This window comes from Pantoea sp. SGAir0215 (assembly GCF_043543215.1).
Window position 1 is genome coordinate 4026169 of the sequence record NZ_CP028031.1, and the last position, 21261, is coordinate 4047429.

Here is a 21261-nt window from a genome sequence, read left to right on the forward strand (position 1 = left end):
ATGTTTATGACTAAAACAGTTAAGTTGGCGTTCTGGATTGCGACGGTAAGGCTGGCTGTTACGCACCTGCTGCACCAGGACGGCGTTGAATGAAATACACGACGCCAATCCTTGCTTTTGCGTTTAGCACGCGTGGCGAGGTTGTGTGGACTGTCAGGTGGAGCGCAGAGAAAAGGCGTTTGAAGATTAATCGCGATACACCGGGAGGATGATTCGGCTCGCGCCTTACCCTTCGGGCCGTTGCTGACGCAACGCTGGTTCTGACTGACAGACTGAATGGCTTACAGACCAGGAACACACGTCCACACTGAAAAGTATGGTGCATCCGGGAGGATTCGAACCTCCGACCGCTCGGTTCGTAGCCGAGTACTCTATCCAGCTGAGCTACGGATGCATTTAGAAAGCTTTATGGGACGGCAGAAGCCAGTCTGGGGATAATACGAAGAATGGTGCATCCAAGAGGATGATTCGGCTCGCGCCTTATCCTTCTGTCCGTTGCTGACGCAACGTTGGTTCTGACTGCCAGACTGATTGGCTTACAGACCAGGAACACACGTCCACACCGAAAAGTATGGTGCATCCGGGAGGATTCGAACCTCCGACCGCTCGGTTCGTAGCCGAGTACTCTATCCAGCTGAGCTACGGATGCATTTAGAAATCTTTTATGGAACGGCAGAAATCAACCTGGGGATAATACGAAGAATGGTGTATCCGGGAGGATGATTCGGCTGGCGCCTTACCCTTCGGGCCGTTGCTGTTGCAACGTTATCCTCACTGGTTCTGACTGACAGATTAAATGTCTTACAGACCAGGAACACACGTCCATACTGGAAAGTATGGTGCATCCGGGAGGATTCGAACCTCCGACCGCTCGGTTCGTAGCCGAGTACTCTATCCAGCTGAGCTACGGATGCATTATGAAATTCTTGTACAACGCAGGGTGCTAACGACTCACCATGAAGGAATTGCTAATTCACTTTACAACTCTGTTCCGATACCGTTCTCTGCTGGCGCGTAGCCTTTCATCAACGTGCCCATATTCAACGATATGGTGCATCCGGGAGGATTCGAACCTCCGACCGCTCGGTTCGTAGCCGAGTACTCTATCCAGCTGAGCTACGGATGCATCGGAAATGGCGGTGAGGGAGGGATTCGAACCCTCGATACAGCTTTTGACCGTATACTCCCTTAGCAGGGGAGCGCCTTCAGCCTCTCGGCCACCTCACCTTACGCGTTCTTCCGAACTGTGCTTCTGAACTTTGTTTCCGCTCATCGGCACTGCGTGGCGCACATATTACTTTCCCGGACTTATAAGTCAAACAATTTTTCGGAAGGTTTTTTCTGTTTGCACAAATGACAGGCAATTGGGACAAAATGACGGCAAAAAGAGTGAATAATCAACAATGAAAGATGATGAAGTTAACAAAAATGGGCGATAAACAGAAAAAAGGAAATTAAGCGGCGGGAGGAAAAAGGGGAGCGTCTCGCACAGGTGCGAGACGCAGAATCTGTCAGACGTTAGTTTGTTGCGTTTTTTCGGCCTGGATGCGCTGGTAAATCTCTTCGCGATGCACAGACACTTCTTTGGGTGCGTTAACACCAATACGGACCTGGTTACCTTTGACGCCCAGCACCGTTACAGTCACCTCATCGCCAATCATGAGGGTTTCACCAACTCGACGAGTTAGAATAAGCATTCTTTGCTCCTTGAAAGATTAAAAGAGTCGGGCTCATACAGCTTCCCGGCGTTATCCATCACTTAACGCTGTACACAGGTTATGAGAAATACACCATTGCACATCAACGCGCCAATACATTCTGCTGATAAATAGTTTAGCCGAAATACGCTACATCAACCCGACTTTGTCACTAGCAAATTTAACACCGTATTAAAAAGCGCCGGAACACCAGTTCTGACGCTTGCTACGATGAATTATTTTATTTCATCACAGACGGCTCGAAACCCATCCTTCAACACCTGCCAGCGCACCTTTCAGTGCCGTAGCATCACTGCCACCTGCCTGCGCCATATCAGGTCGACCACCGCCTTTCCCGCCCACTTTCGGGGCAAGTTCAGCAATCAGCTCTCCCGCTTTTACGCGGTCGGTAAGATCTTTTGTTACGCCAGCAATCAATGACACTTTGCCCTCAGCGACAGTGGCCAGAACAATGATGGCTGAACCCAGCTGATTTTTAAGATCATCAACCATAGTGCGCAACATTTTCGGATCGGTGTTACTGAGCTCTGTCACCAGCAGCTTCGCGCCTTTCACATCAATGGCGTTGTTGCCGAGCTGGGCACTTTCCTGCGCAGCCTGCTGATCGCGCAACTGCTGTAATTCTTTTTCCAGCAACCGCACGTGATCAACCAGCCCACGCACTTTGTCGTTCAGGTTACTGCTGTTGGCTTTCACCAACTGAGCAATGTCCTGTAACTGACTGCTCTGGGCATAAACCTGCGCCAGTGCTGCTTCACCCGTGACCGCTTCAATGCGGCGAATACCGGCTGCGCTACCCGATTCAGCCTGAATACGGAACAGACCAATATCCCCCGTACGTGCAGCGTGCGTACCACCACAGAGTTCAACAGAGAAATCGCCCATGGTCAGTACACGCACGCGTTGGTCATATTTCTCGCCAAACAGCGCCATTGCGCCTTTCGCCTTCGCCGCCTCAAGATCCATCACGTCGGTTTCTACCGGTAAGTTGCGACGGATTTGCGCGTTCACAATATCTTCGACCTGACGAATCTCCTGAGGTTTCATGGCCTCAAAATGAGAGAAGTCAAAACGCAGGTATTTATCGTTAACCAGAGATCCTTTCTGTGCGACGTGCTCACCCAGCACCTGACGCAATGCAGCATGCATTAAGTGCGTTGCGGAGTGATTCAGACGGATACGTGCACGACGTGCTTCATCAACCACCGCCTCCACGCGGTCGCCAATGCGCAGCTTACCGCTGCTCACTTTGCCAATATGCCCAATTGCCTGGCCATATTTCTGCGTATCCTGAACCTGGAATTCAACGTTATTGCCTTTCAGCACACCGGTATCGCCAACCTGACCACCCGACTCGCCATAGAAAGGCGTTTCATCCAGCACTACCACCGCATCCTGCCCTGCCGAAACGGTGTCAACCGCTTCACCTGCGACGAACAGCCCTTTCACCGTCGCGGCCAGGTCCAGTTGGTCATAGCCTTTAAAGGATGAGGCCGCATCTGTACGGATGACATTGCTGTAGTCAGCGCCAAAGCCGCTGGCTTCACGGGCCCGTTGACGCTGTTGTTCCATGGCTTTTTCAAAACCGGCTTCGTCAATTTTGAGATTACGCTCACGGCAGACATCGGCCGTTAAATCGGCAGGAAAACCAAAGGTATCGTACAAACGGAAGACAGTTTCACCATCCAGCGTATCGCCTTTCAGTTTAGCCAGTTCGTCATCAAGCAGGGCCAGGCCACGCTCCAGTGTTTTCGCAAACTGCTCTTCTTCGCTCTTCAGAACATTTTCAACCTGAGTCTGTTGGCGCTGCAGCTCTTCGCCAGCCGCCCCCATCACCTCAATCAGTGGTGCAACCAGTTTGTAGAAGAACGCCTCTTTCGCACCCAACATGTTGCCGTGACGCACTGCACGACGAATGATACGGCGCAGAACATAACCGCGGTTTTCGTTCGACGGGATCACGCCATCCGCAATCAGGAATGCACAGGAGCGGATATGATCGGCAATAACGCGCAACGACTTATTGCTCAGATCGGTCGCACCAGTGACCTCAGCAACCGCGTTAATCAGCTTCTGGAACAGATCGATTTCATAGTTGGAATTCACATGTTGCAGGACCGCCGTGATGCGTTCCAGCCCCATTCCGGTATCTACCGACGGCTTAGGTAATGGCAGCATGGTGCCATCCGCCTGACGGTTAAACTGCATGAAGACGATGTTCCAGATTTCGATGTAACGATCGCCGTCCTCTTCAGGACTGCCTGGCGGCCCGCCCCAGATATGATCGCCATGATCGTAGAAAATCTCGGTGCAGGGACCACAAGGACCCGTGTCCCCCATCTGCCAGAAGTTATCTGACGCGTAAGCACTGCCCTTGTTGTCGCCAATACGGATAATACGTTCGCGCGGAACACCAATATCATTGGCCCAGATGTCGAACGCTTCGTCATCGGTTTCATAGACAGTAACCCAAAGGCGCTCTTTCGGCAGCCTGAACCATTGGTCACCGGTCAGCAGTTCCCAGGCATAGGCAATGGCTTCTTTTTTGAAATAGTCACCGAAGCTGAAGTTGCCCAGCATTTCAAAAAAGGTGTGATGGCGTGCGGTGTAACCGACGTTTTCAAGGTCGTTATGCTTCCCGCCCGCACGAACGCAACGCTGCGACGTGGTGGCGCGGGTATAGTCACGCTTGTCCTGACCGAGAAACACATCTTTAAACTGGTTCATTCCGGCGTTAGTAAACAGTAACGTCGGATCGTTGTTCGGTACCAGGGAGCTGCTTGCTACAACCTGATGTCCCTTACTATTGAAAAAGTCGAGAAACGCTTGACGGATCTCAGCAGTGCTCTTGCTCATATATATCCTGGAATCACGCTAACGAAAGGTCCTTCTTTATCAGGCGTACCGCGTTATCACGGCAGCAAGCTTAAGGAACCAAAAGGGGTAAGATAAATATTCTTCGGAGGGAAGTAAAATCACATCGGCCTTTAGTCGTCAAAATTTCTGAAAACCTGCTGTATAACTTCACTCAGAAAGCCTTTTGCATGCAGATAGCGTTGCACTTTTGCTTTTTCTTTCCATTCGGTCGGCAACGGATGGCCAAATTTCTTTTCTGCCAGTTCCGCTGCGCAGGCTGACCAGTCGATCTCCGTCTCTTCCATGGCGAGATCAATCGCATCACGGCTTATGCCCTTTTGCCCCAGCTCCAGCCGGATCCGTTGTGGGCCAAAGCCTTTACGGCTGCGGCTCTGAATAAATCGTTCTGTGAAGCGCTCATCGTTCAGCCAGCCATTTTCGCTGCACCAGTTGATGACCCTTTCCAACAGCTCGGGAGTGATAATTTCAGGTTCTTTTTGTTTTATCCACGCACTGCGCTGGGCAGATAACTGCAGTTTTTGTTTGAGCTCTTCGCGACTGTGATCGCGCTGACCCAGCAGGCGCATTGCCCGATCGAGCAGGCGTGAAAAAGAGATAACGTGTAGCTGAGGTTGTTCAGACATACTGCGCACCTTTAACAAACGGAAAGAGAGTATGGAGGCAGAGGGGGAAAGAGGAAAGGCAAGTGAGAGGTTAACGTCAAACGGGAGCAGATTTCTCTGCTCCCGTTTCAGGCATTAATAGTCTTCGTTTGCTTCGCTGGCTGCATTCTCAACGTCGTCAGCGGAGAAGTCCGCTGCGTCGTTTTGCTCAGCGCCGTTGAGCAACATGTCGCGCAGTTTCAGGTCAATTTCGTTCGCGACAGCCGCATTTTCCTTGAGAAAGTTGCTGGCGTTTGCCTTACCCTGACCAATTTTATCGCCTTTATAGCTGTACCAGGCACCCGCTTTTTCGATCAGCTTGTGCTTCACACCGAGGTCTACCAGCTCGCCGAAGGTGTTGATCCCTTCGCCATACATGATCTGGAACTCAGCCTGCTTAAAGGGCGCAGCAATTTTGTTCTTAACCACTTTAACGCGGGTTTCACTACCGACGACGTTGTCACCCTCTTTGATGGCGCCAATACGGCGGATGTCAAGGCGAACTGACGCATAGAACTTCAGTGCGTTACCGCCGGTAGTGGTTTCCGGGTTACCGAACATCACACCAATTTTCATACGAATCTGGTTGATGAAGATCAGCAGCGTATTCGACTGTTTCAGGTTACCGGCCAGCTTACGCATTGCCTGGCTCATCATACGCGCCGCCAGGCCCATATGTGAGTCACCGATTTCGCCTTCAATTTCGGCTTTTGGTGTCAGGGCAGCAACGGAGTCGACGATAATCACGTCAACGGCACCGGAGCGCGCCAGCGCGTCACAGATTTCCAGCGCCTGTTCACCCGTATCGGGCTGTGAACACAGCAGGTTATCGATATCAACGCCCAGTTTCTTGGCGTAGACCGGATCCAGTGCGTGTTCAGCATCGATAAAGGCACAGGTTTTACCTTTACGCTGTGCGGCAGCAATCACCTGCAGCGTCAGCGTGGTTTTACCCGAGGCTTCAGGACCGTAGATCTCGACGATACGGCCCATCGGCAATCCACCCGCACCTAATGCGATATCCAGTGACAGGGAGCCTGTTGAGATGGTTTCCACATCCATTGAGCGGTCTTCACCCAAGCGCATGATGGAGCCTTTACCAAATTGCTTCTCAATCTGGCCGAGCGCGGCAGCTAAAGCCTTCTGTTTGTTTTCATCAATTGCCATTTCTACTCCTAATCATGCCGGGTAAACACGCACACATGGTGCCTGTGCACTTTCTGTTGCGAATAATTATACTGTATAGTCATACAGTATCAAGTTTAATTTTTCAGAAATTTACTGGCCAATGTCTGCAGCGCCCAGGCAACCGACTGACGGCGCACCGCATCACGGTCACCGTCAAACTGCTGGCGAAAAGCCATGACAATATCGTCGGGGCCGGCAAAGCCAAACCACACCGTTCCCACGGGTTTGTCTTCACTGCCCCCCTCCGGGCCAGCAATGCCGCTCACGGAAATGGCGTAATCGGCCCGCGCCTGCTGCCGGGCACCGACAGCCATTTCGCGCACTACGGCTTCACTGACCGCGCCAGATTGCGCCAGTGAGGCGGCACTGACGCCGACTAATTCCTGCTTGGCTTCATTACTGTAGGTCACGAATCCCCGTTCAAACCAGGCCGAGCTTCCACTGATGTCCGTAAACACCTTGGCGATCCAGCCGCCGGTGCAGGATTCGGCGCAGGTCACCGTAGCATTACGCTGCTTCAGCGCCTCACCAATCTGCGCACTCAACGTCTGCAACTGCGAATCATTCATTTTGTCGCTCCCTGTCAACGAGTACTGAACATGGTGCAAGCCCTGCCCTTTTTCAAGCGCCTGGGGTAAAGCAATGCAGAAATTGCGTGTGACTATCCAGATATTTTAGCGATTACGTGTCGCCACCATGAAAAGCCGGGGAAACGCCAGTAAGACCTTGCCGTCCTGCCGCGCCGGATACGCGGTCATGAGGCACTGGTGATAGGCGGCCAGAAACTGTTCCTGTTCAGATACGCTAAGTGGCGCAAGAAACGGACGCAGCCCGGTGGCTTTCAACCAGTGGATGATGGCCTGGGCATTATCCATAACGTGATAATAGGTGGTCCGCCAGATATCAACGGCACACCCGGCCGTTGTCAGCACATCGTAATAGTGTTCAGTTGAAGGTAATCGCTTGCGCTCGGCCGCCTGCGCGCTGATTTTGTCACGCCAGGGCCCGGAAGTGGCCACATCTCGCATTAACTGATGTGAAGGCTCATCCAGATTATCAGGCATCTGGACGGCCAGCGTACCGCCGGGTGCCAGCTGATTTACGAGATGTGGTAAGAGCGAGGAATGGCCGCCCAGCCACTGTAGCGAGGCATTCGCATAGATAACCTGCTGTGGAATCGCGGCCTGCCAGGTGGCGATATCAGCCTGAATAAATGCGCATTGTGGTAGACGTTCACGCGCCTGCTCCAGCATGGCAGCAGAACTGTCGAGGCCCGTAATCTGCGCCTGTGGCCAGGCGTCGACAAGCAGTTCGGTACTGTTACCGGGGCCGCACCCCAGATCGGTAACGAAACGGACATCTTCAACCCTGATTCTGGACAGTAATTCCTGAGCCGGTCGTGTTCTTTCGGCTTCGAACTTGCGATACAGCGTGGGATCCCAGTCTTGCATAACGTTTCACCTCTCTTATATTGTTTAAGTAGCCAGCGTTTCATGTTGCATTGATCATGCCCAATTATTATCCCTTCTTCCTGTGTAAATCTGCAGTCTCTCATCATGGGATATGTCTGCCATCGAATAACTTTTGCTGGCGCTTTTATCGCAGGAATAAGAAGGAATTGATATGGAACAGCAATATACCAACGAACTAACCCCGGATGTTCTGGCCTGTCAGGATGTTTCGCCTTTCAGTCCTGAGCAACTGGCTGAGATGAGCGATGAAGCGCGTGCGCTGATTGAAGAGCAGAAAGTCTTCTGCCGTTCACACCCGGTGAATGCCATCTTCCGTATTGCGACTGACGGCAGCCTGACCCGTGACGGTGGCATCGTCCGGGCGGCGGATACGGGACATCAGCTTATGCTGGACGACGGAAGCTACGCGAATGTAGCACGTGCCGGGGATGAAGTGGCCTACCCGGACGGGCGGACGGCGAAAGTCGTGACCGGTGCGGGAGAGGCCAGCGCGATTGACGGTACCGGCGTGGCACTGGTTGGCAGTCAGCTGGATAACGGTGATGAAATAATCAGTACGCCACAGGGCATTCGTGGCTGGTTCGCCGTGAGGGTGTTCCAATGTGTCAGTCGTTTCTGGCGGAAGAGGCCTGAATACGATGCTGGTTAACAGAGGCTGTACTGTTCACGATAAAAACGCTGGACTTGACGGGGACGAAACGTCCACAGGTGCATTTTGTATTGCCGCCCGCCCCGGCATGTCGGTTATGGGGAAGCTGAAACTCTATATCGGTGACAAAACGTCACCCTGCCCCAAATGTGGCGAGGTCGGGGTGATTGTCAGTGGTGATCATCGTCACTCAAACAGTGTTGCTGTCGCCGTGGATGGCTCAGTCATTCGCTGTGGGTGCCCGGCCGGGACCCATTATCTGATTGCGCCGGGCGTGGTGTCCGTGCCAGATAACCCCAGGATGGTACCTTTGGTTTCCGGGGCAGAGTCAGAACCGGAACAGCACGCGCAGGCGGCGAAGAAAAAGAAGCGGGAAATAACGCTGACAATAGGCGTGTTTTTCGACGGTACGGGCAACAATGCTGTTAACACGCAGAACATGCTGAAGGCGTATACCGCAGAACATTACAACCTGGATGACCCGGAAGCCGGGTCCATTCTGGCAAAATGCGCCCGGGAAAATCTTGGCGTGTCGGGCAGCGGTGCAATCAGTTATACCGGGTACTACACGAATATACACTGGCTGAGTACGCTATATAAGAAATCCCTGTCCGGTAACGATTCAGATGTTCAGACGGGCATTTACATTAATGGCATTGGTACGGAAGCAGGTAAACCTGACAGCAAACTGGGACAGGGGTTTGGTATCTCTGATACCGGTGTCGTTGCCAAAACGAATAAAGCGGTTTCCATGCTGGCTGACAGCATTCAGGATGTGCTGGAGGTTGTTGGTAAAAAACAGGCTGACGGCAAGCTTATCGTCAGAGCCCTGCAGTTCGATATTTTTGGCTTCAGCCGGGGTGCAGCGGCGGCACGCCATTTTGCCAACCGCATCCAGTCCGAAGACCCGGCCATTATCAGCGCCATCCGGCAGGCCATGACGGACACGACCTTCAAGGGTTCTCCTGCCGGTAAAACCCGCTTCATCGGCATTTTCGATACCGTTGCCGCCATTGGCACCCCGGTTAACGGCCTGAACCCGCACAGCGCGGATACCGGTGACGTGAAGCTCACCCTGCGTCCCGGTGTGGCAGAGAAGGTGTTTCATATCACCGCCGCGAACGAGTGTCGGTTCAACTTTGCGCTGAACAGCGTGAAACCGGCCTGGCCGGAACTGGCGCTGCCCGGCGCACATTCCGATATCGGCGGCGGATACCTGCCGGTCACTAAAGAACATCTTTTTCTGACGCGTCCGGTAACGGAGACGGTCCCGTACAGTCAGCCCGGTGAAAAGACGCAGGCCTACCGGCAGGCCGTAGCGCAGCTGCAGACGCTGGATAAATCGCCCTGCCTTGCCCCTCTGCTGCGGACAAATGACATTTCGGCAGAAACCTGGCATGACGACAGGCTTCCTCCGGACCGCTACGGCCAGGTGCAGAAGCGCAGCTTTGCGGCGCTGACCCTGCGGGAGCGGACCGTCAGAAACGACTGGTCCCGCGTGGCGCTTAGTGTGATGCTTGAGGCCGCAAAGGAAGCCGGAGTGGTATTTGAGCCCATTCTGAGTAAAGACAAAGAACTCGTCATTCCGGATGAGCTCACCCCCCTCCGGGATAAGGCGCTGGCGATGGGGAAAGCTGTCCGCAGCGGCCAGATGGCACAGGCGTTCAGTCAGGATGAGCTGGACGTGATTGCTGAGAAGTATATTCACTGTTCGGCCAACTGGAATGCCATCGTGGTCAATACGGACGGCTTCATCCACGGGGGCGCATCGCCCTCAGCGCTGATTGGCTTTATCAACCGTCCGGATGAGCAGTGGAAACGCTCGGTCTACAGCATGGACGGGAAAAAGGTATGAAGCTGAAAGCCCTTTTTCCCCTGCTGATGCTGGTCATGATCGGCGGCTGTCGGGCAGGCGAAGCGCAGACGCCGGAAGACACCGGTGAAATGCCCTACGGGGAGGTTGGTTTTGCGTTTTTCACCCCCAGGGCATTACCGGCGGTGGTGACGAAAGCGCTGATTATCGACAACGAAAAGGTGGTCTCCACCTTCCGTACGCTGGACAGTACGCAGAGTGATCCCGATGTGGTAGGTTCCTGGAATAACACAACCTATGGTGTGGGGATCCAGTTCAACAAAGTCCGTCACCCGCCAGCGCTGATGCTGTTCTGCTGGGATTCGGTCATCGATAAAAAGACCTACGAGACGCGCATCACCTTCTCACCGGCCCTGCGGGAAAAAATGTCGGTACCAACCGGCAAAGATCGGAGAGGAAATACCGCCTAGTATAAAACATTATTGTTTGGTCTGGCACCTGAAGGCAAAGTGCGCATCTGGCTCCAGAACAGCGGCCCGGCCGCTAATATGCCGGTTGAGCCGGTAAAAATCACCACGCTGTCCGGGGATAAACTGGATGCCTGTAAAGACGTCCCTTCGCGGATTGATTTCAACTACAGCATTCCCGATGGGTATGACCAGGACATAAAAGATTTTATCAAAGGGAAAACCTATCCCTATGGCAGCTGGTAACACCGCCAGATGAAATCTGCCGGATAATATGCGCCGGTGCGGTGGTATCTGTTTTTCCTGTCTGGAGGGCGATCATCATGCTGGTTTTCACCGACCTGAGCCGTACACCGGAGCTGGCGGGCGTGGCAGAGCGGCTGGGTATTATTGACGGCCAGCCCTTTCTCATCGGGGAGGACGGGGTATTTGACCGTGAAGTGAATGCCTTTTTACGGTCCCTGGTTGATCCATCAAGCCCGGGGCGTAATACCTGGCGTACCTATGCCTATCATCTTACCCGGTTTCTGGGCTGGCTCGATCAACAACAAATAGCCTGGCGTGCGGTCGATCGCAGTGTTCTGCGGCATTACTACACGCAGAGGCGGTTCAGCCAGAAACGCCCCGTCTCGGCCCGGACGTGGAACAATATTGCTGCGGCGCTGACGCGGTTTTATGAATGGGCCGCCATGACCGGGGAAATAGCCAAAAGCCCCGTTACGTATCGCGATATCAGGGCGGGTCGCATGACCGCCGCCCCGGGCACGCAGCGGGTCAGGTCAGCGATTATGGAGTCAGTCCCGGCCAGCCCGGTTCGCTACCTTCCCCTGAGGGTTTATCTTGCTCAGTTCAGGCCCGCCTTTGGCGGTACGCGAACAGCGGAGCGGGATCGCGCCTTCGCCGATTTGCTGATTTCAACGGGGATGCGTATTAATGAGGCAAACAGCCTGCTTCTGGGGGATCTGCCCGATCCCGATGCCGTGGAATGGCGGGGGAAAAAGACGGTTCCCCTGACGTTACACCGGGGAACAAAGGGCCGGAAGGTTCGCGTCATCCGTATTCCCGTGCACGTGCTTCGCACGGTGTTCCGGTATATCGCAGAAGATCGTGAAAATGCCGTTGCCATGCTCAGCGCCCGTGAACGCCCGGCAGAACTGTGGCTGTCAGAGTCCGGCAGGCCGATGAAAACGGCGCGGTGGCACGCCGTTTTCCGGCGGGCGTCACAACGGTCAGGCGTTTCCTGTACCCCCCACATGCTGCGTCACGCGTTTGCCATTCACCAGCTGACGGCAATGATCCAGCGTTTACTCGCCGACCCGGCATGGGCGACATCCGGACCGGTGCGCCAATTCCTGCATCTCCGCGAAGCATAAGCCCGCCTGGGAGACTGCCATCGCTGATGCGGAGGCCATGCGGCGGGTACCTAAACTGAGTCCGCTGCAGCGGGTTGCGCTGGACCAGGAAATCGAACGTATGCGTAAAGCGATTATCCATCTGCAGGAGGTTCACCATGGCTCGTAATCCCCGACAGGAAGTGGCGCTGCGGCGCAGATATGCTATCAGCAGGGATGAAACCCGGATGGCCTTTGAGCAGGCGCTTGCTGCCATTGCCGCCAATCCTTCCGCGCCGGTAACAGAAAAAGCATTGTATGAGGCCGCCGGGCGCTCCCGGGCCACGCTGAACCGTTATCCGGATATGAAAGAAAAACTGGCAGAGATTCGTGCTGGCCGGGACACCGTGAGTACGGAGAAAAGTAAAGAGGAACCAGAGCAGGCAGGGGCTAATCATCGATTACGGTCTCTCCAGCAGGCCAGCGCATCGCTGGCGCAGCGGGTGGCGATCCTGTCAGTGGCCGTTCAGGATTTTGAGCGCAGAAATTCGTTGCTGGTGAGGCTTCTGCGTCAACATAAAGTCGCCATACCGGTTGAGCTGGTCGTGGATAACACCGGGGAAAAATAATACAGGTACTCAATATGAAACAGTATCATATTGAAAAGGTTGTTGAACCTCAGTAAATCCGCATTACTGACAATAAAATACCGCCATTAAATAAAATATAATTACACATGCGCTCCGGACACACAGAACATAGACGTATAAATACGCATAAAGTGCCCGTTCAGGCAACAAAAGGGATAATGTCCGGGGAGCTGTGAACGGATTGTGGCAGGGCCGGTGAGTACCGGTAACGCATCAGGGCGACGTGAGGACACATAAAATCGGGCGCACTGGGCGCCCAATACCATCAGTTCTTTTTGACAAACTCAGACTTCAGCTTCATCGGACCGAATCCGTCAATTTTACAATCGATATTGTGGTCGCCTTCTACCAGCCGGATACTCTTCACGCGGGTGCCAATCTTCAGCACAGAAGAGCTGCCCTTCACCTTGAGATCCTTGACAACCGTTACGCTGTCGCCATCTGCCAGTATATTGCCGTTAGCATCGCGAACGACCTGTTCCTGAGCGCTGTCGCTGCCTTCAGCTTGCGTCCAGATATGACCACATGACGGACAGTTTAGGTTCTCAGCATCCTGCCAGGTGTAATCAGCCTGGCAAACGGGACAAGCAGGTAAAGACATAACGACTCCAGATAATAACGGCGGCACAAAATACAGGGCCGCCATCATATAGCCTTACAGTTAATAAGGGTAGTATTAAAACAGCGAGCCCTTGCGCGCCTTGCTGACCGCTTCACCCAACTGCCACACAGCCATCGCATAATGCGTGCTGTTGTTATAACGCGTAATGGCATAGAAGTTAGGTAAACCGTACCAGTACTGATAACTGGTGCCTAAATCCAGCCGCAGCAGGCTGACCTGATCATTGCCGTCCAGCGGACCCTGGGGAGAAAGTCCTGACGCGGCCAGCGTACTGACGCTGTAACGGGTCTTAAAGCCATTCTCCAGCATCGGTGCCTGGCCGCTGGCCGGCACGGCCACATTCTCGCCAGGACGCCAGCCATTCTGCTGAAAATAGTGCGCGACGCTGCCTATCGCATCGACCGGATCCCATAAATTAATATGGCCATCACCATTGAAGTCGACAGCGTAAGCTTTGTAGGACGATGGCATGAACTGGCCATAGCCCATCGCACCGGCAAACGATCCTTTGAGATCGAGCGGATCGTCTTTTTCATCACGTGCCATCAGCAAAAAGGTTTCCAGTTCGCTGCTGAAATAGGCAGAACGGCGTGGATAATCAAAGGAGAGCGTAGCCAGTGCATCCAGAATACGGGTTTTGCCCATAACACGGCCCCAGCGCGTTTCGACGCCAATAATGCCGACGATAATTTCCGGCGGAACGCCATAGACCTGCTGCGCGCGCTGCAGAGCATCCTGATATTGATTCCAGAACGCCACGCCATTTTGTACGTTATCCGGCGTAATAAACTTATCGCGATAGCGGATCCAGGCCCCGTTAGGCCCACTTGGTGGCGTATACGAAGGAGCCTGGCGATCCATCAGACGCAGGACATAATCCAGTCGTTTTGCCTGGCCGATAATGGCGTGCAGTTGCTGACGGTCAAAGCCGTGCTTCGCCACCATTTTATCAATAAATTGTTCTGCAACAGGGTTACTGGCGAAATCACCAAACATCGGTTGAACCGCATGTGCGGGTTCCAGTAAAAATCCGCCTTTCGGCGCAATCAGTTCCGCAGGAGGCTGCGGCTGCGAAGAGTGTGGCTTACTGCTACAGGCGGCAAGCAGGGCAAAAAGCGGAAGAAGAGCAAGCTTAGAACGCATTAGATATCCATATAACAAGCCAGACCAGGGATGTTAATGTTAATCGTTCAGCAGGAAGACATACAAACGTGATCGTATAAAAAATCGCTTTTTTTACCGCTGCATCGGCACGTTTTGTGAAGTGGCCCGAACGCTGAGGCCTCCCTTTACTGACGCGCTTTCTGTCACCCCGCGGCTTTGTTAAGTTCATGACTCGCCGTGGCAACCCTGATGATGCAGAAGCCGTAAACTGGTAAGATTCCTGCACGGTACAGACATCCCTGTCTGTCTCTCTGTTAAACCACCGCCTTGACCGTGACGGGCAAAAGGAAGAGTCAACCTTGAGTAAAGATGAGATGAAAAAAGCAGAGCAAATGGACTTGAGCACCCATACGCCAATGATGCAGCAGTATTTACGCCTCAAGGCCGAGCATCCTGACATCCTGCTGTTTTATCGCATGGGCGATTTCTATGAGCTGTTTTACGACGATGCGAAACGCGCCTCTCAGTTATTAGACATTTCCTTAACCAAGCGCGGTGCCTCGGCGGGCGAACCGATCCCTATGGCCGGTGTCCCGCATCATGCGGTTGAAAATTATCTGGCGAGGCTGGTGCAACTCGGTGAGTCGGTCGCCATCTGTGAACAAATTGGCGACCCGGCGCTCAGCAAAGGGCCGGTCGAACGTAAGGTCGTCCGCATTGTTACCCCGGGGACGATCAGTGATGAGGCACTCTTGCAGGAGCGGCAGGATAACCTGCTGGCCGCTGTGGTGCACGGTGCGCGCGGCTATGGTTATGCCACGCTGGATATCAGTTCAGGCCGGTTTCGTCTGAGTGAGCCCATGGATCTGGAAACCATGGCGGCCGAACTGCAGCGAACCAATCCTGCCGAACTCCTTTATCCAGAAGATTTTTCGCCGATGTCGCTCATCGATCAGCGTCGTGGTCTGCGCCGTCGTCCTTTGTGGGAATTTGAAATTGATACCGCGCGTCAGCAGCTTACTTTGCAGTTTGGTACGCGGGATTTAAACGGTTTTGGTGTGGAGCAGGCCCATCTCGGCCTGCGCGCGGCGGGTTGTCTGCTGCAGTATGTCAAAGATACCCAACGGACCAGCCTGCCACATATCCGCGCCATCAGCATGGAACGTCAGCAGGACAGCATCATCATGGATGCCGCCACCCGACGTAATCTTGAAATTACCCAAAACCTTGCAGGCGGTACCGAGAACACCTTAGCCGCGGTGCTGGATAAAACCGTCACGCCAATGGGCAGCCGGATGCTAAAACGCTGGCTGCATATGCCGTTGCGTGACAGCAGCGTCATCGCGAAACGACAGGAATCAATCGCCGAGCTGCAGGCGCTGAGCGACGTGCTTCAGCCCGTTCTGCGCCAGGTCGGTGATTTAGAGCGTATTCTGGCCCGTCTGGCGCTACGCACGGCGCGTCCACGCGATCTGGCGCGCATGCGCCATGCGTTTCAGCAGTTGCCGGAACTCAACGATCTGCTGGCAAACGCCGGGTCCGCCCACCTGAAAACCCTGCGTACCCAGATAGGTGACTTTAGCGACCTGCGCACACTGCTTGAGCAGGCCGTTGTCGAATCCCCACCGGTATTAATCAGAGATGGCGGGGTGATCGCCCCGGGTTATCACGCTGAGCTGGACGAGTGGCGCGCCCTGGCGGATGGCGCGACGGATTATCTGGATCGCCTGGAGATCCGCGAACGTGAAAAACTCGGTCTGGACAGCCTGAAAGTCGGTTTTAACGGCGTGCACGGTTATTACATTCAGGTCAGCCGGGGTCAGAGCCATCAGGTGCCTATTCACTATGTCCGCCGTCAGACTCTTAAGAATGCTGAACGCTATATCATTCCCGAGCTGAAGGAGTATGAAGACAAGGTCCTGACGTCAAAAGGCAAAGCGCTGGCGCTGGAGAAAAGCCTGTATGAAGGCCTGTTTGATCTGCTGCTGCCGCACCTTGAAGCGTTACAGTTAAGTGCGGCGGCGCTGGCCGAACTGGATGTACTGAGTAACCTCGCGGAACGCGCATGGACGCTAAACTACTGCCGTCCCACGCTGCACGACAAGCCCGGGATTAAAATCACCGCCGGCCGCCATCCGGTAGTGGAGCAGGTCCTGAAAGAACCTTTTATCGCCAACCCGCTCTCGCTGGCACCACAACGCCGCATGTTGATCATCACAGGCCCGAATATGGGCGGTAAAAGTACCTATATGCGTCAGGCTGCGTTAATCGCGCTGATGGCCTGGATCGGCAGTTTCGTTCCCGCCGAAGAAGTGGTCATTGGTCCACTGGATCGTATCTTCACCCGTGTGGGCGCAGCAGATGATCTGGCCTCCGGCCGCTCGACATTTATGGTCGAAATGACGGAAACGGCCAATATTCTGCACAACGCGACAGAAAACAGCCTGGTCCTGATGGATGAAATCGGCCGCGGCACCTCTACGTATGACGGCTTGTCGCTTGCCTGGGCTTGTGCGGAAAATCTGGCGAACCGAATCAAAGCGATGACCCTGTTTGCAACGCACTACTTTGAACTGACGACCCTGCCTGAAAAACTGGAAGGCGTGGTTAACGTTCACCTGGATGCGGTAGAACATGGCGATACGATTGCGTTCATGCACAGTGTGCAGGACGGTGCCGCCAGTAAAAGCTACGGGCTGGCCGTGGCCGCGCTGGCCGGCGTGCCAAAAGAGGTGATTAAACGCGCGCGTAATAAGCTGAAAGAGCTCGAAACGGTTTCCAGTCAATCCGCAACGTCAAACGTTGACGGCTCGCAGTTGCCGTTGCTGGTGGAAGAAACGTCTCCCGCCGTGGAAGCGCTGGAAGCACTGGATCCCGATACGCTGACACCGCGCCAGGCGCTGGACTGGATTTACCGCCTTAAAGCACTGGTCTGATGACGGCCGCCCTTTCGCGGGGCGGCTACGGACTTCCCGTTACGCGTTTCTCTGCGCCCGCCTTCTTTACCCCTGCTGGCGCATCCTTCTGCTACCGCTTTACGCGATTACAGGCTGATAAAGCGGTGTCATAATGCTGTCGTGTGCCTGTCGTGCTGCGATCGTGTTTCTGTCGACACTTACCGGCGATGCTGCAAACCGATTGTTTACTCTTTCGGAGACTCATTATGCGTAACCTGAACAACGTCAGAGAATATCGCCTGGCACGTGCCTGGTCACAGGAACAACTGGCGGAAATGGCCGGCCTCAGCACCCGAACCATACAGCGCATCGAAAACGGCGATCCGCCCAGCCTGGAAACATTGAGCGCACTGGCGGCCGTGTTTGAGATTAACGTGACCGATCTGACCGATGCCCCTGCGAATAACGGTGAAGCGCTGGACAGCTACATTTCTGACGCCCGCCAGCAGCTCGCTGCCGAGAGCCGGTTTTACCGTTCTCTGTTTAGCGCTGTGGTGGTATGCGCATTGTTGTATGTCCTGAACCACTTTACGGCGCCCAATGACCGCTGGTCACTCTGGGTCGCCGCCATTTGGGGCGCCTTACTGCTCGTCAGAGCATTGCGTCTGTTTATATTTAAGGATGCGATCCGCCGCTGGCAGCAAAAACGGCTGCAAAAATTATTGCGCAGACAGGGCTAACTTCCGCCGGTTGCACATCGCTGTTACACCACACTGCGGGAAAAGCCTATGAACTGGTATCGTCAGGACGCGTTTGCTGTTCGTCTGGAATGGGGGATCCCGGCCATTGATCATCTTGCCGGGGACGTGGATATCATCGTGATTATTGACGTGATGTCCTTTTCTACCTGTGTCAGCGTGGCAGTGGAGAACGGGGCGCGCGTCTATCCTTATCCCTGGAAAGATCACTCTGTCACGCAGTATGCGCAGTCCGTCGGTGCCATCGCGGCTAACAGCGACAGGCGATTCAGTGGCCAGGGCTACAGTCTGTCGCCGCGAACGTTACTCAGCGTTCGCCCGGATGAAAAACTGGTGCTGCCCTCCCCTAATGGCTCCGCAACCTGCTTCAGGGCGCGGGAACGGGGCGTCCCCGTGCTGACAGGCTGCCTGAGAAACCTGACCGCAACGGCCGAAGCCTGCCGCGCCTTCAGCCGTATTCTGATTGTCCCCTGTGGCGAACGTTGGCCAGACGGGAGCCTACGCCCCTGTATTGAGGATTATGTGGTAGCGGGGGGAATCATTGCCGCGCTGGCACAATGCACGCTTTCACCTGAAGCGCAGACCGCTGTCGCCGCCTGGCACGCTCATCAGTCCCAGAATTTCGCGGCACTGTTTCACTGCGCGTCCGCAGTCGAGCTGATACAAAGAGGCTTTCCGGACGATGTGACACTTTGCCTGACAAAAGATGCCGCCCGTCAGCCCTGTTTTCTGACAGGGGAGTATTTTGCCGGACAGGCTTAAGCGTAAATAACAGACAAAAAAAAGCGATGGGGTTACCCATCGCTTTCTGTTGACGTGCCGTGTTCAGCTTATTCGCGGAACAGTGCTTCAATGCTGAGGCCCTGACCTTGCAGGATTTCGCGCAGACGGCGCAAACCTTCAACCTGAATCTGGCGCACACGCTCGCGGGTTAAACCGATTTCACGGCCAACATCCTCAAGCGTTGCCGCTTCATAGCCCAACAGGCCGAAACGACGAGCCAGCACTTCGCGCTGCTTGGCGTTCAGTTCGAACAGCCATTTAACGATACTTTGCTTCATATCGTCGTCTTGCGTGGTATCTTCTGGGCCGTTGTCTTTTTCATCGGCCAGGATATCCAGCAGCGCTTTCTCAGAATCGCCCCCTAATGGAGTATCAACTGAGGTAATACGTTCGTTGAGACGCAACATACGGCTTACGTCATCAACCGGTTTATCCAGTTGTTCTGCAATCTCTTCCGCACTCGGCTCGTGGTCGAGCTTGTGAGAAAGTTCACGCGCAGTACGCAGATAAACGTTCAATTCTTTCACAATGTGGATCGGTAAACGAATTGTCCGGGTCTGGTTCATGATTGCCCGTTCAATGGTCTGACGAATCCACCAGGTGGCATACGTTGAGAAACGGAATCCACGTTCTGGATCAAATTTCTCAACGGCGCGAATCAAGCCGAGGTTACCTTCCTCAATCAGGTCCAGCAGGGCCAGACCGCGATTGCTGTAACGTCGTGCAATCTTCACCACCAGTCGTAAGTTACTTTCGATCATGCGGCGACGAGAAGGAATATCACCTCGTAATGCCCGGCGAGCGAAGAGTACCTCTTCCTCGGCCGTCAGCAATGGAGAATAGCCAATCTCCCCAAGATAGAGCTGAGTAGCGTCAAGGACACGTTGCGTCGCACCCTGCGCCAGCAACTCCTCTTCTGCTACATCATTGTCGCCAGAGTCATTTTCGACGAGCGCCTTCTCATCAAAAATTTCTGCTCCATTCTCTTCGAATTCCGCATTCTCATGTAACTCGTTTACTTTCAGCGTATTCTGGCTCATAAGTGGCTCCTACCCGTGATTCCAGGGCAGACTCCAGAGGACTCTGCCGGATTATCGCTGCGGTAAATAACGCAACGGGTTTACGGATTTCCCCTTGTAACGAATTTCAAAGTGTAATCTAACTGAACTGGTTCCGGTGCTACCCATGGTAGCGATCTTTTGCCCAGCCTTAACTTCCTGTTGTTCCCGGACCAGCATTGTATCGTTGTGGGCGTAGGCACTCAGGTAATCATCATTGTGTTTGATGATGATTAAATTACCGTAACCACGAAGCGCGTTGCCTGCATAAACCACCCTTCCTGAAGCAGTGGCCACAACCGGCTGTCCGCGCGAACCTGCGATATCGATCCCTTTGTTACCACCCTCGGTGGCAGAGAAGTTATCGATGATCTTACCTTCGGTCGGCCAACGCCAGCTTCCAACAGGCGTTGAACTATTTGTTGTACTGCTCACCGTCGGTGGTGCGGTAACGGCTGGAGCTGTTGTCGTTGCAACATTTGCTCCCTTCGAAGGCAACAATTTACTGCCATTCGAGTTACCTGAATCATCAGAATACGTAATAACAGGCTGCTGTGCAACAGGGGCCTGTTTTATTTGTGGTGCGGTGACGATGCCGCTTTGTGATGCATCCGCCGCGGTAATAGCGTTGCCCCCGGTAATAGGCTGGCCGGAGCCGTTGTCGACCTGCAAGGTTTGCCCAACATTTAGGCTGTACGGTGGCTGTACGTTGTTGCGCTGCGCCAGATCGCGGAAGTCATTGCCGGTAATCCAGGCAATATAGAAGAGGGTATCGCCGCGTTTTACGGTGTACGTTTGTCCAGAATAGCTTCCTTTAGGAATATTCTGATAACTCCTGTTGTACACAATTCGCCCGTTCTGGGTTTCAACTTCATTACTTGTATTATTACCGGTACTAATGATTCCCGGCTTATTCTGCGGCACAGGCGTATTTCGGCTCAACATGCCGCCCTGCGATGGCATCGTCGGCACACCACTGGCAACAGGCGCAGTACCAGTGCTGGCCATATTACCGTTATCATTCATACTGCTGCCGTCGCCGATATTACTTATTGGCGCTTGTGTATTGTCGCCTGAACTACAGCCTGCCAGCCAAAAACTTACCAGTGAAAGCGCCGCCAGACGGCGTAACTGAAAAATTGTGCTTCCCGTGCTCATTAATCCCCCGTGGTGGCAACCTTTAAAAACTGACTTTCTCTTTTCACCAGCACATTACACTGTGTGGCACGTTAA

The 21261-nt window shown here is 54.0% G+C and carries 17 protein-coding genes, 5 tRNA genes and 1 pseudogene; 8 read left to right on the forward strand and 15 right to left on the reverse strand.

Annotated features, from left to right (window positions below; genetic code table 11):
- Positions 1-317: 317 nt before the first annotated feature.
- The 11 genes from C1N64_RS18775 to tam form a co-directional block, all read right to left on the reverse strand.
- A tRNA-Arg gene (locus C1N64_RS18775) sits at positions 318-394 on the reverse strand.
- 178 nt (positions 395-572) lie between these two features.
- Positions 573-649: transfer RNA gene (locus C1N64_RS18780), tRNA-Arg, on the reverse strand.
- A 188-nt stretch (positions 650-837) separates the two neighbouring features.
- Positions 838-914, reverse strand: a tRNA-Arg gene (locus C1N64_RS18785).
- Between the two features lie 135 nt (positions 915-1049).
- Positions 1050-1126 (reverse strand) — tRNA-Arg (locus C1N64_RS18790).
- Between the two features lie 8 nt (positions 1127-1134).
- Positions 1135-1227: transfer RNA gene (locus tag C1N64_RS18795), tRNA-Ser, on the reverse strand.
- A 284-nt stretch (positions 1228-1511) separates the two neighbouring features.
- A complete protein-coding gene (gene csrA / locus C1N64_RS18800) occupies positions 1512-1697 on the reverse strand; it encodes a carbon storage regulator CsrA (protein WP_006120718.1) in 186 nt (61 codons plus the stop codon).
- A gap of 249 nt (positions 1698-1946) precedes the next feature.
- Positions 1947-4574 (reverse strand): alanine--tRNA ligase, encoded by a 2628-nt coding sequence (gene alaS / locus C1N64_RS18805; protein WP_058708936.1) that lies wholly within the window; start codon positions 4572-4574, stop codon positions 1947-1949.
- Positions 4575-4705: 131 nt separating this feature from the next.
- Entirely contained in the window at positions 4706-5218 is a 513-nt protein-coding gene (locus tag C1N64_RS18810) for a regulatory protein RecX (protein ID WP_394515093.1), read from the reverse strand.
- Between the two features lie 114 nt (positions 5219-5332).
- The gene (gene recA / locus C1N64_RS18815; RefSeq protein WP_006120721.1) at positions 5333-6403 is read right to left on the reverse strand and encodes a recombinase RecA; all 1071 of its coding nucleotides are present in this window, start codon (positions 6401-6403) and stop codon (positions 5333-5335) included.
- A gap of 95 nt (positions 6404-6498) precedes the next feature.
- The gene (gene pncC, locus C1N64_RS18820) at positions 6499-6993 is read right to left on the reverse strand and encodes a nicotinamide-nucleotide amidase (RefSeq protein ID WP_006120722.1); all 495 of its coding nucleotides are present in this window, start codon (positions 6991-6993) and stop codon (positions 6499-6501) included.
- Between the two features lie 105 nt (positions 6994-7098).
- Positions 7099-7875 (reverse strand): trans-aconitate 2-methyltransferase, encoded by a 777-nt coding sequence (tam, locus tag C1N64_RS18825; RefSeq protein ID WP_033739528.1) that lies wholly within the window; start codon positions 7873-7875, stop codon positions 7099-7101.
- A gap of 172 nt (positions 7876-8047) precedes the next feature.
- Here tam and C1N64_RS18830 point away from each other — a divergent pair, with 172 nt between their 5' ends.
- From C1N64_RS18830 to C1N64_RS18850, 5 genes and pseudogenes are all read left to right on the forward strand, one after another.
- Positions 8048-8545: a PAAR domain-containing protein gene (locus tag C1N64_RS18830; protein WP_394515094.1), complete on the forward strand. Its 498-nt coding sequence runs from the start codon at positions 8048-8050 to the stop codon at positions 8543-8545.
- Positions 8535-10400 carry a phospholipase effector Tle1 domain-containing protein gene (locus C1N64_RS18835; RefSeq protein ID WP_394515095.1) on the forward strand — a complete coding sequence of 622 codons (1866 nt, stop codon included), beginning with the start codon at positions 8535-8537 and terminating at the stop codon, positions 10398-10400. The genes C1N64_RS18830 and C1N64_RS18835 overlap by 11 nt, the downstream gene beginning before the upstream one ends.
- A gap of 35 nt (positions 10401-10435) precedes the next feature.
- Positions 10436-11071 (forward strand): annotated as a pseudogene (locus C1N64_RS18840) (DUF2931 family protein).
- A 77-nt stretch (positions 11072-11148) separates the two neighbouring features.
- On the forward strand, positions 11149-12198 hold the full coding sequence (locus C1N64_RS18845) for a tyrosine-type recombinase/integrase (RefSeq protein WP_263757587.1): 1050 nt from the start codon (positions 11149-11151) through the stop codon (positions 12196-12198).
- A gap of 137 nt (positions 12199-12335) precedes the next feature.
- Positions 12336-12785 (forward strand): hypothetical protein, encoded by a 450-nt coding sequence (locus C1N64_RS18850; protein ID WP_394515096.1) that lies wholly within the window; start codon positions 12336-12338, stop codon positions 12783-12785.
- Positions 12786-13071: 286 nt separating this feature from the next.
- Here the strand turns inward: C1N64_RS18850 and C1N64_RS18855 are convergent, their stop codons facing one another.
- Together C1N64_RS18855 and mltB are read right to left on the reverse strand one after the other, a co-directional pair.
- A complete protein-coding gene (locus tag C1N64_RS18855) occupies positions 13072-13407 on the reverse strand; it encodes a zinc ribbon domain-containing protein YjdM (RefSeq protein ID WP_006120723.1) in 336 nt (111 codons plus the stop codon).
- Positions 13408-13482: 75 nt separating this feature from the next.
- Entirely contained in the window at positions 13483-14571 is a 1089-nt protein-coding gene (gene mltB / locus C1N64_RS18860; protein ID WP_039338335.1) for a lytic murein transglycosylase B, read from the reverse strand.
- Positions 14572-14906: 335 nt separating this feature from the next.
- On the opposite strand from mltB, the gene mutS reads away from it, so the two are divergent.
- From mutS to C1N64_RS18875, 3 genes are all read left to right on the forward strand, one after another.
- Entirely contained in the window at positions 14907-17468 is a 2562-nt protein-coding gene (mutS, locus tag C1N64_RS18865) for a DNA mismatch repair protein MutS (RefSeq protein WP_172913447.1), read from the forward strand.
- A gap of 227 nt (positions 17469-17695) precedes the next feature.
- Positions 17696-18169 carry a helix-turn-helix domain-containing protein gene (locus C1N64_RS18870; protein WP_033739674.1) on the forward strand — a complete coding sequence of 158 codons (474 nt, stop codon included), beginning with the start codon at positions 17696-17698 and terminating at the stop codon, positions 18167-18169.
- 48 nt (positions 18170-18217) lie between these two features.
- Positions 18218-18949, forward strand: coding sequence for a 2-phosphosulfolactate phosphatase (locus C1N64_RS18875; RefSeq protein WP_205950702.1), 732 nt, complete (start codon positions 18218-18220; stop codon positions 18947-18949).
- 68 nt (positions 18950-19017) lie between these two features.
- On the opposite strand, the gene rpoS is transcribed toward C1N64_RS18875, so the two are convergent.
- Positions 19018-20010, reverse strand: a complete 993-nt coding sequence (gene rpoS / locus C1N64_RS18880) for an RNA polymerase sigma factor RpoS (protein ID WP_006120728.1) — start codon at positions 20008-20010, stop codon at positions 19018-19020.
- Between the two features lie 51 nt (positions 20011-20061).
- The gene (gene nlpD / locus C1N64_RS18885) at positions 20062-21186 is read right to left on the reverse strand and encodes a murein hydrolase activator NlpD (protein ID WP_033739535.1); all 1125 of its coding nucleotides are present in this window, start codon (positions 21184-21186) and stop codon (positions 20062-20064) included.
- Positions 21187-21261: the final 75 nt, after the last annotated feature.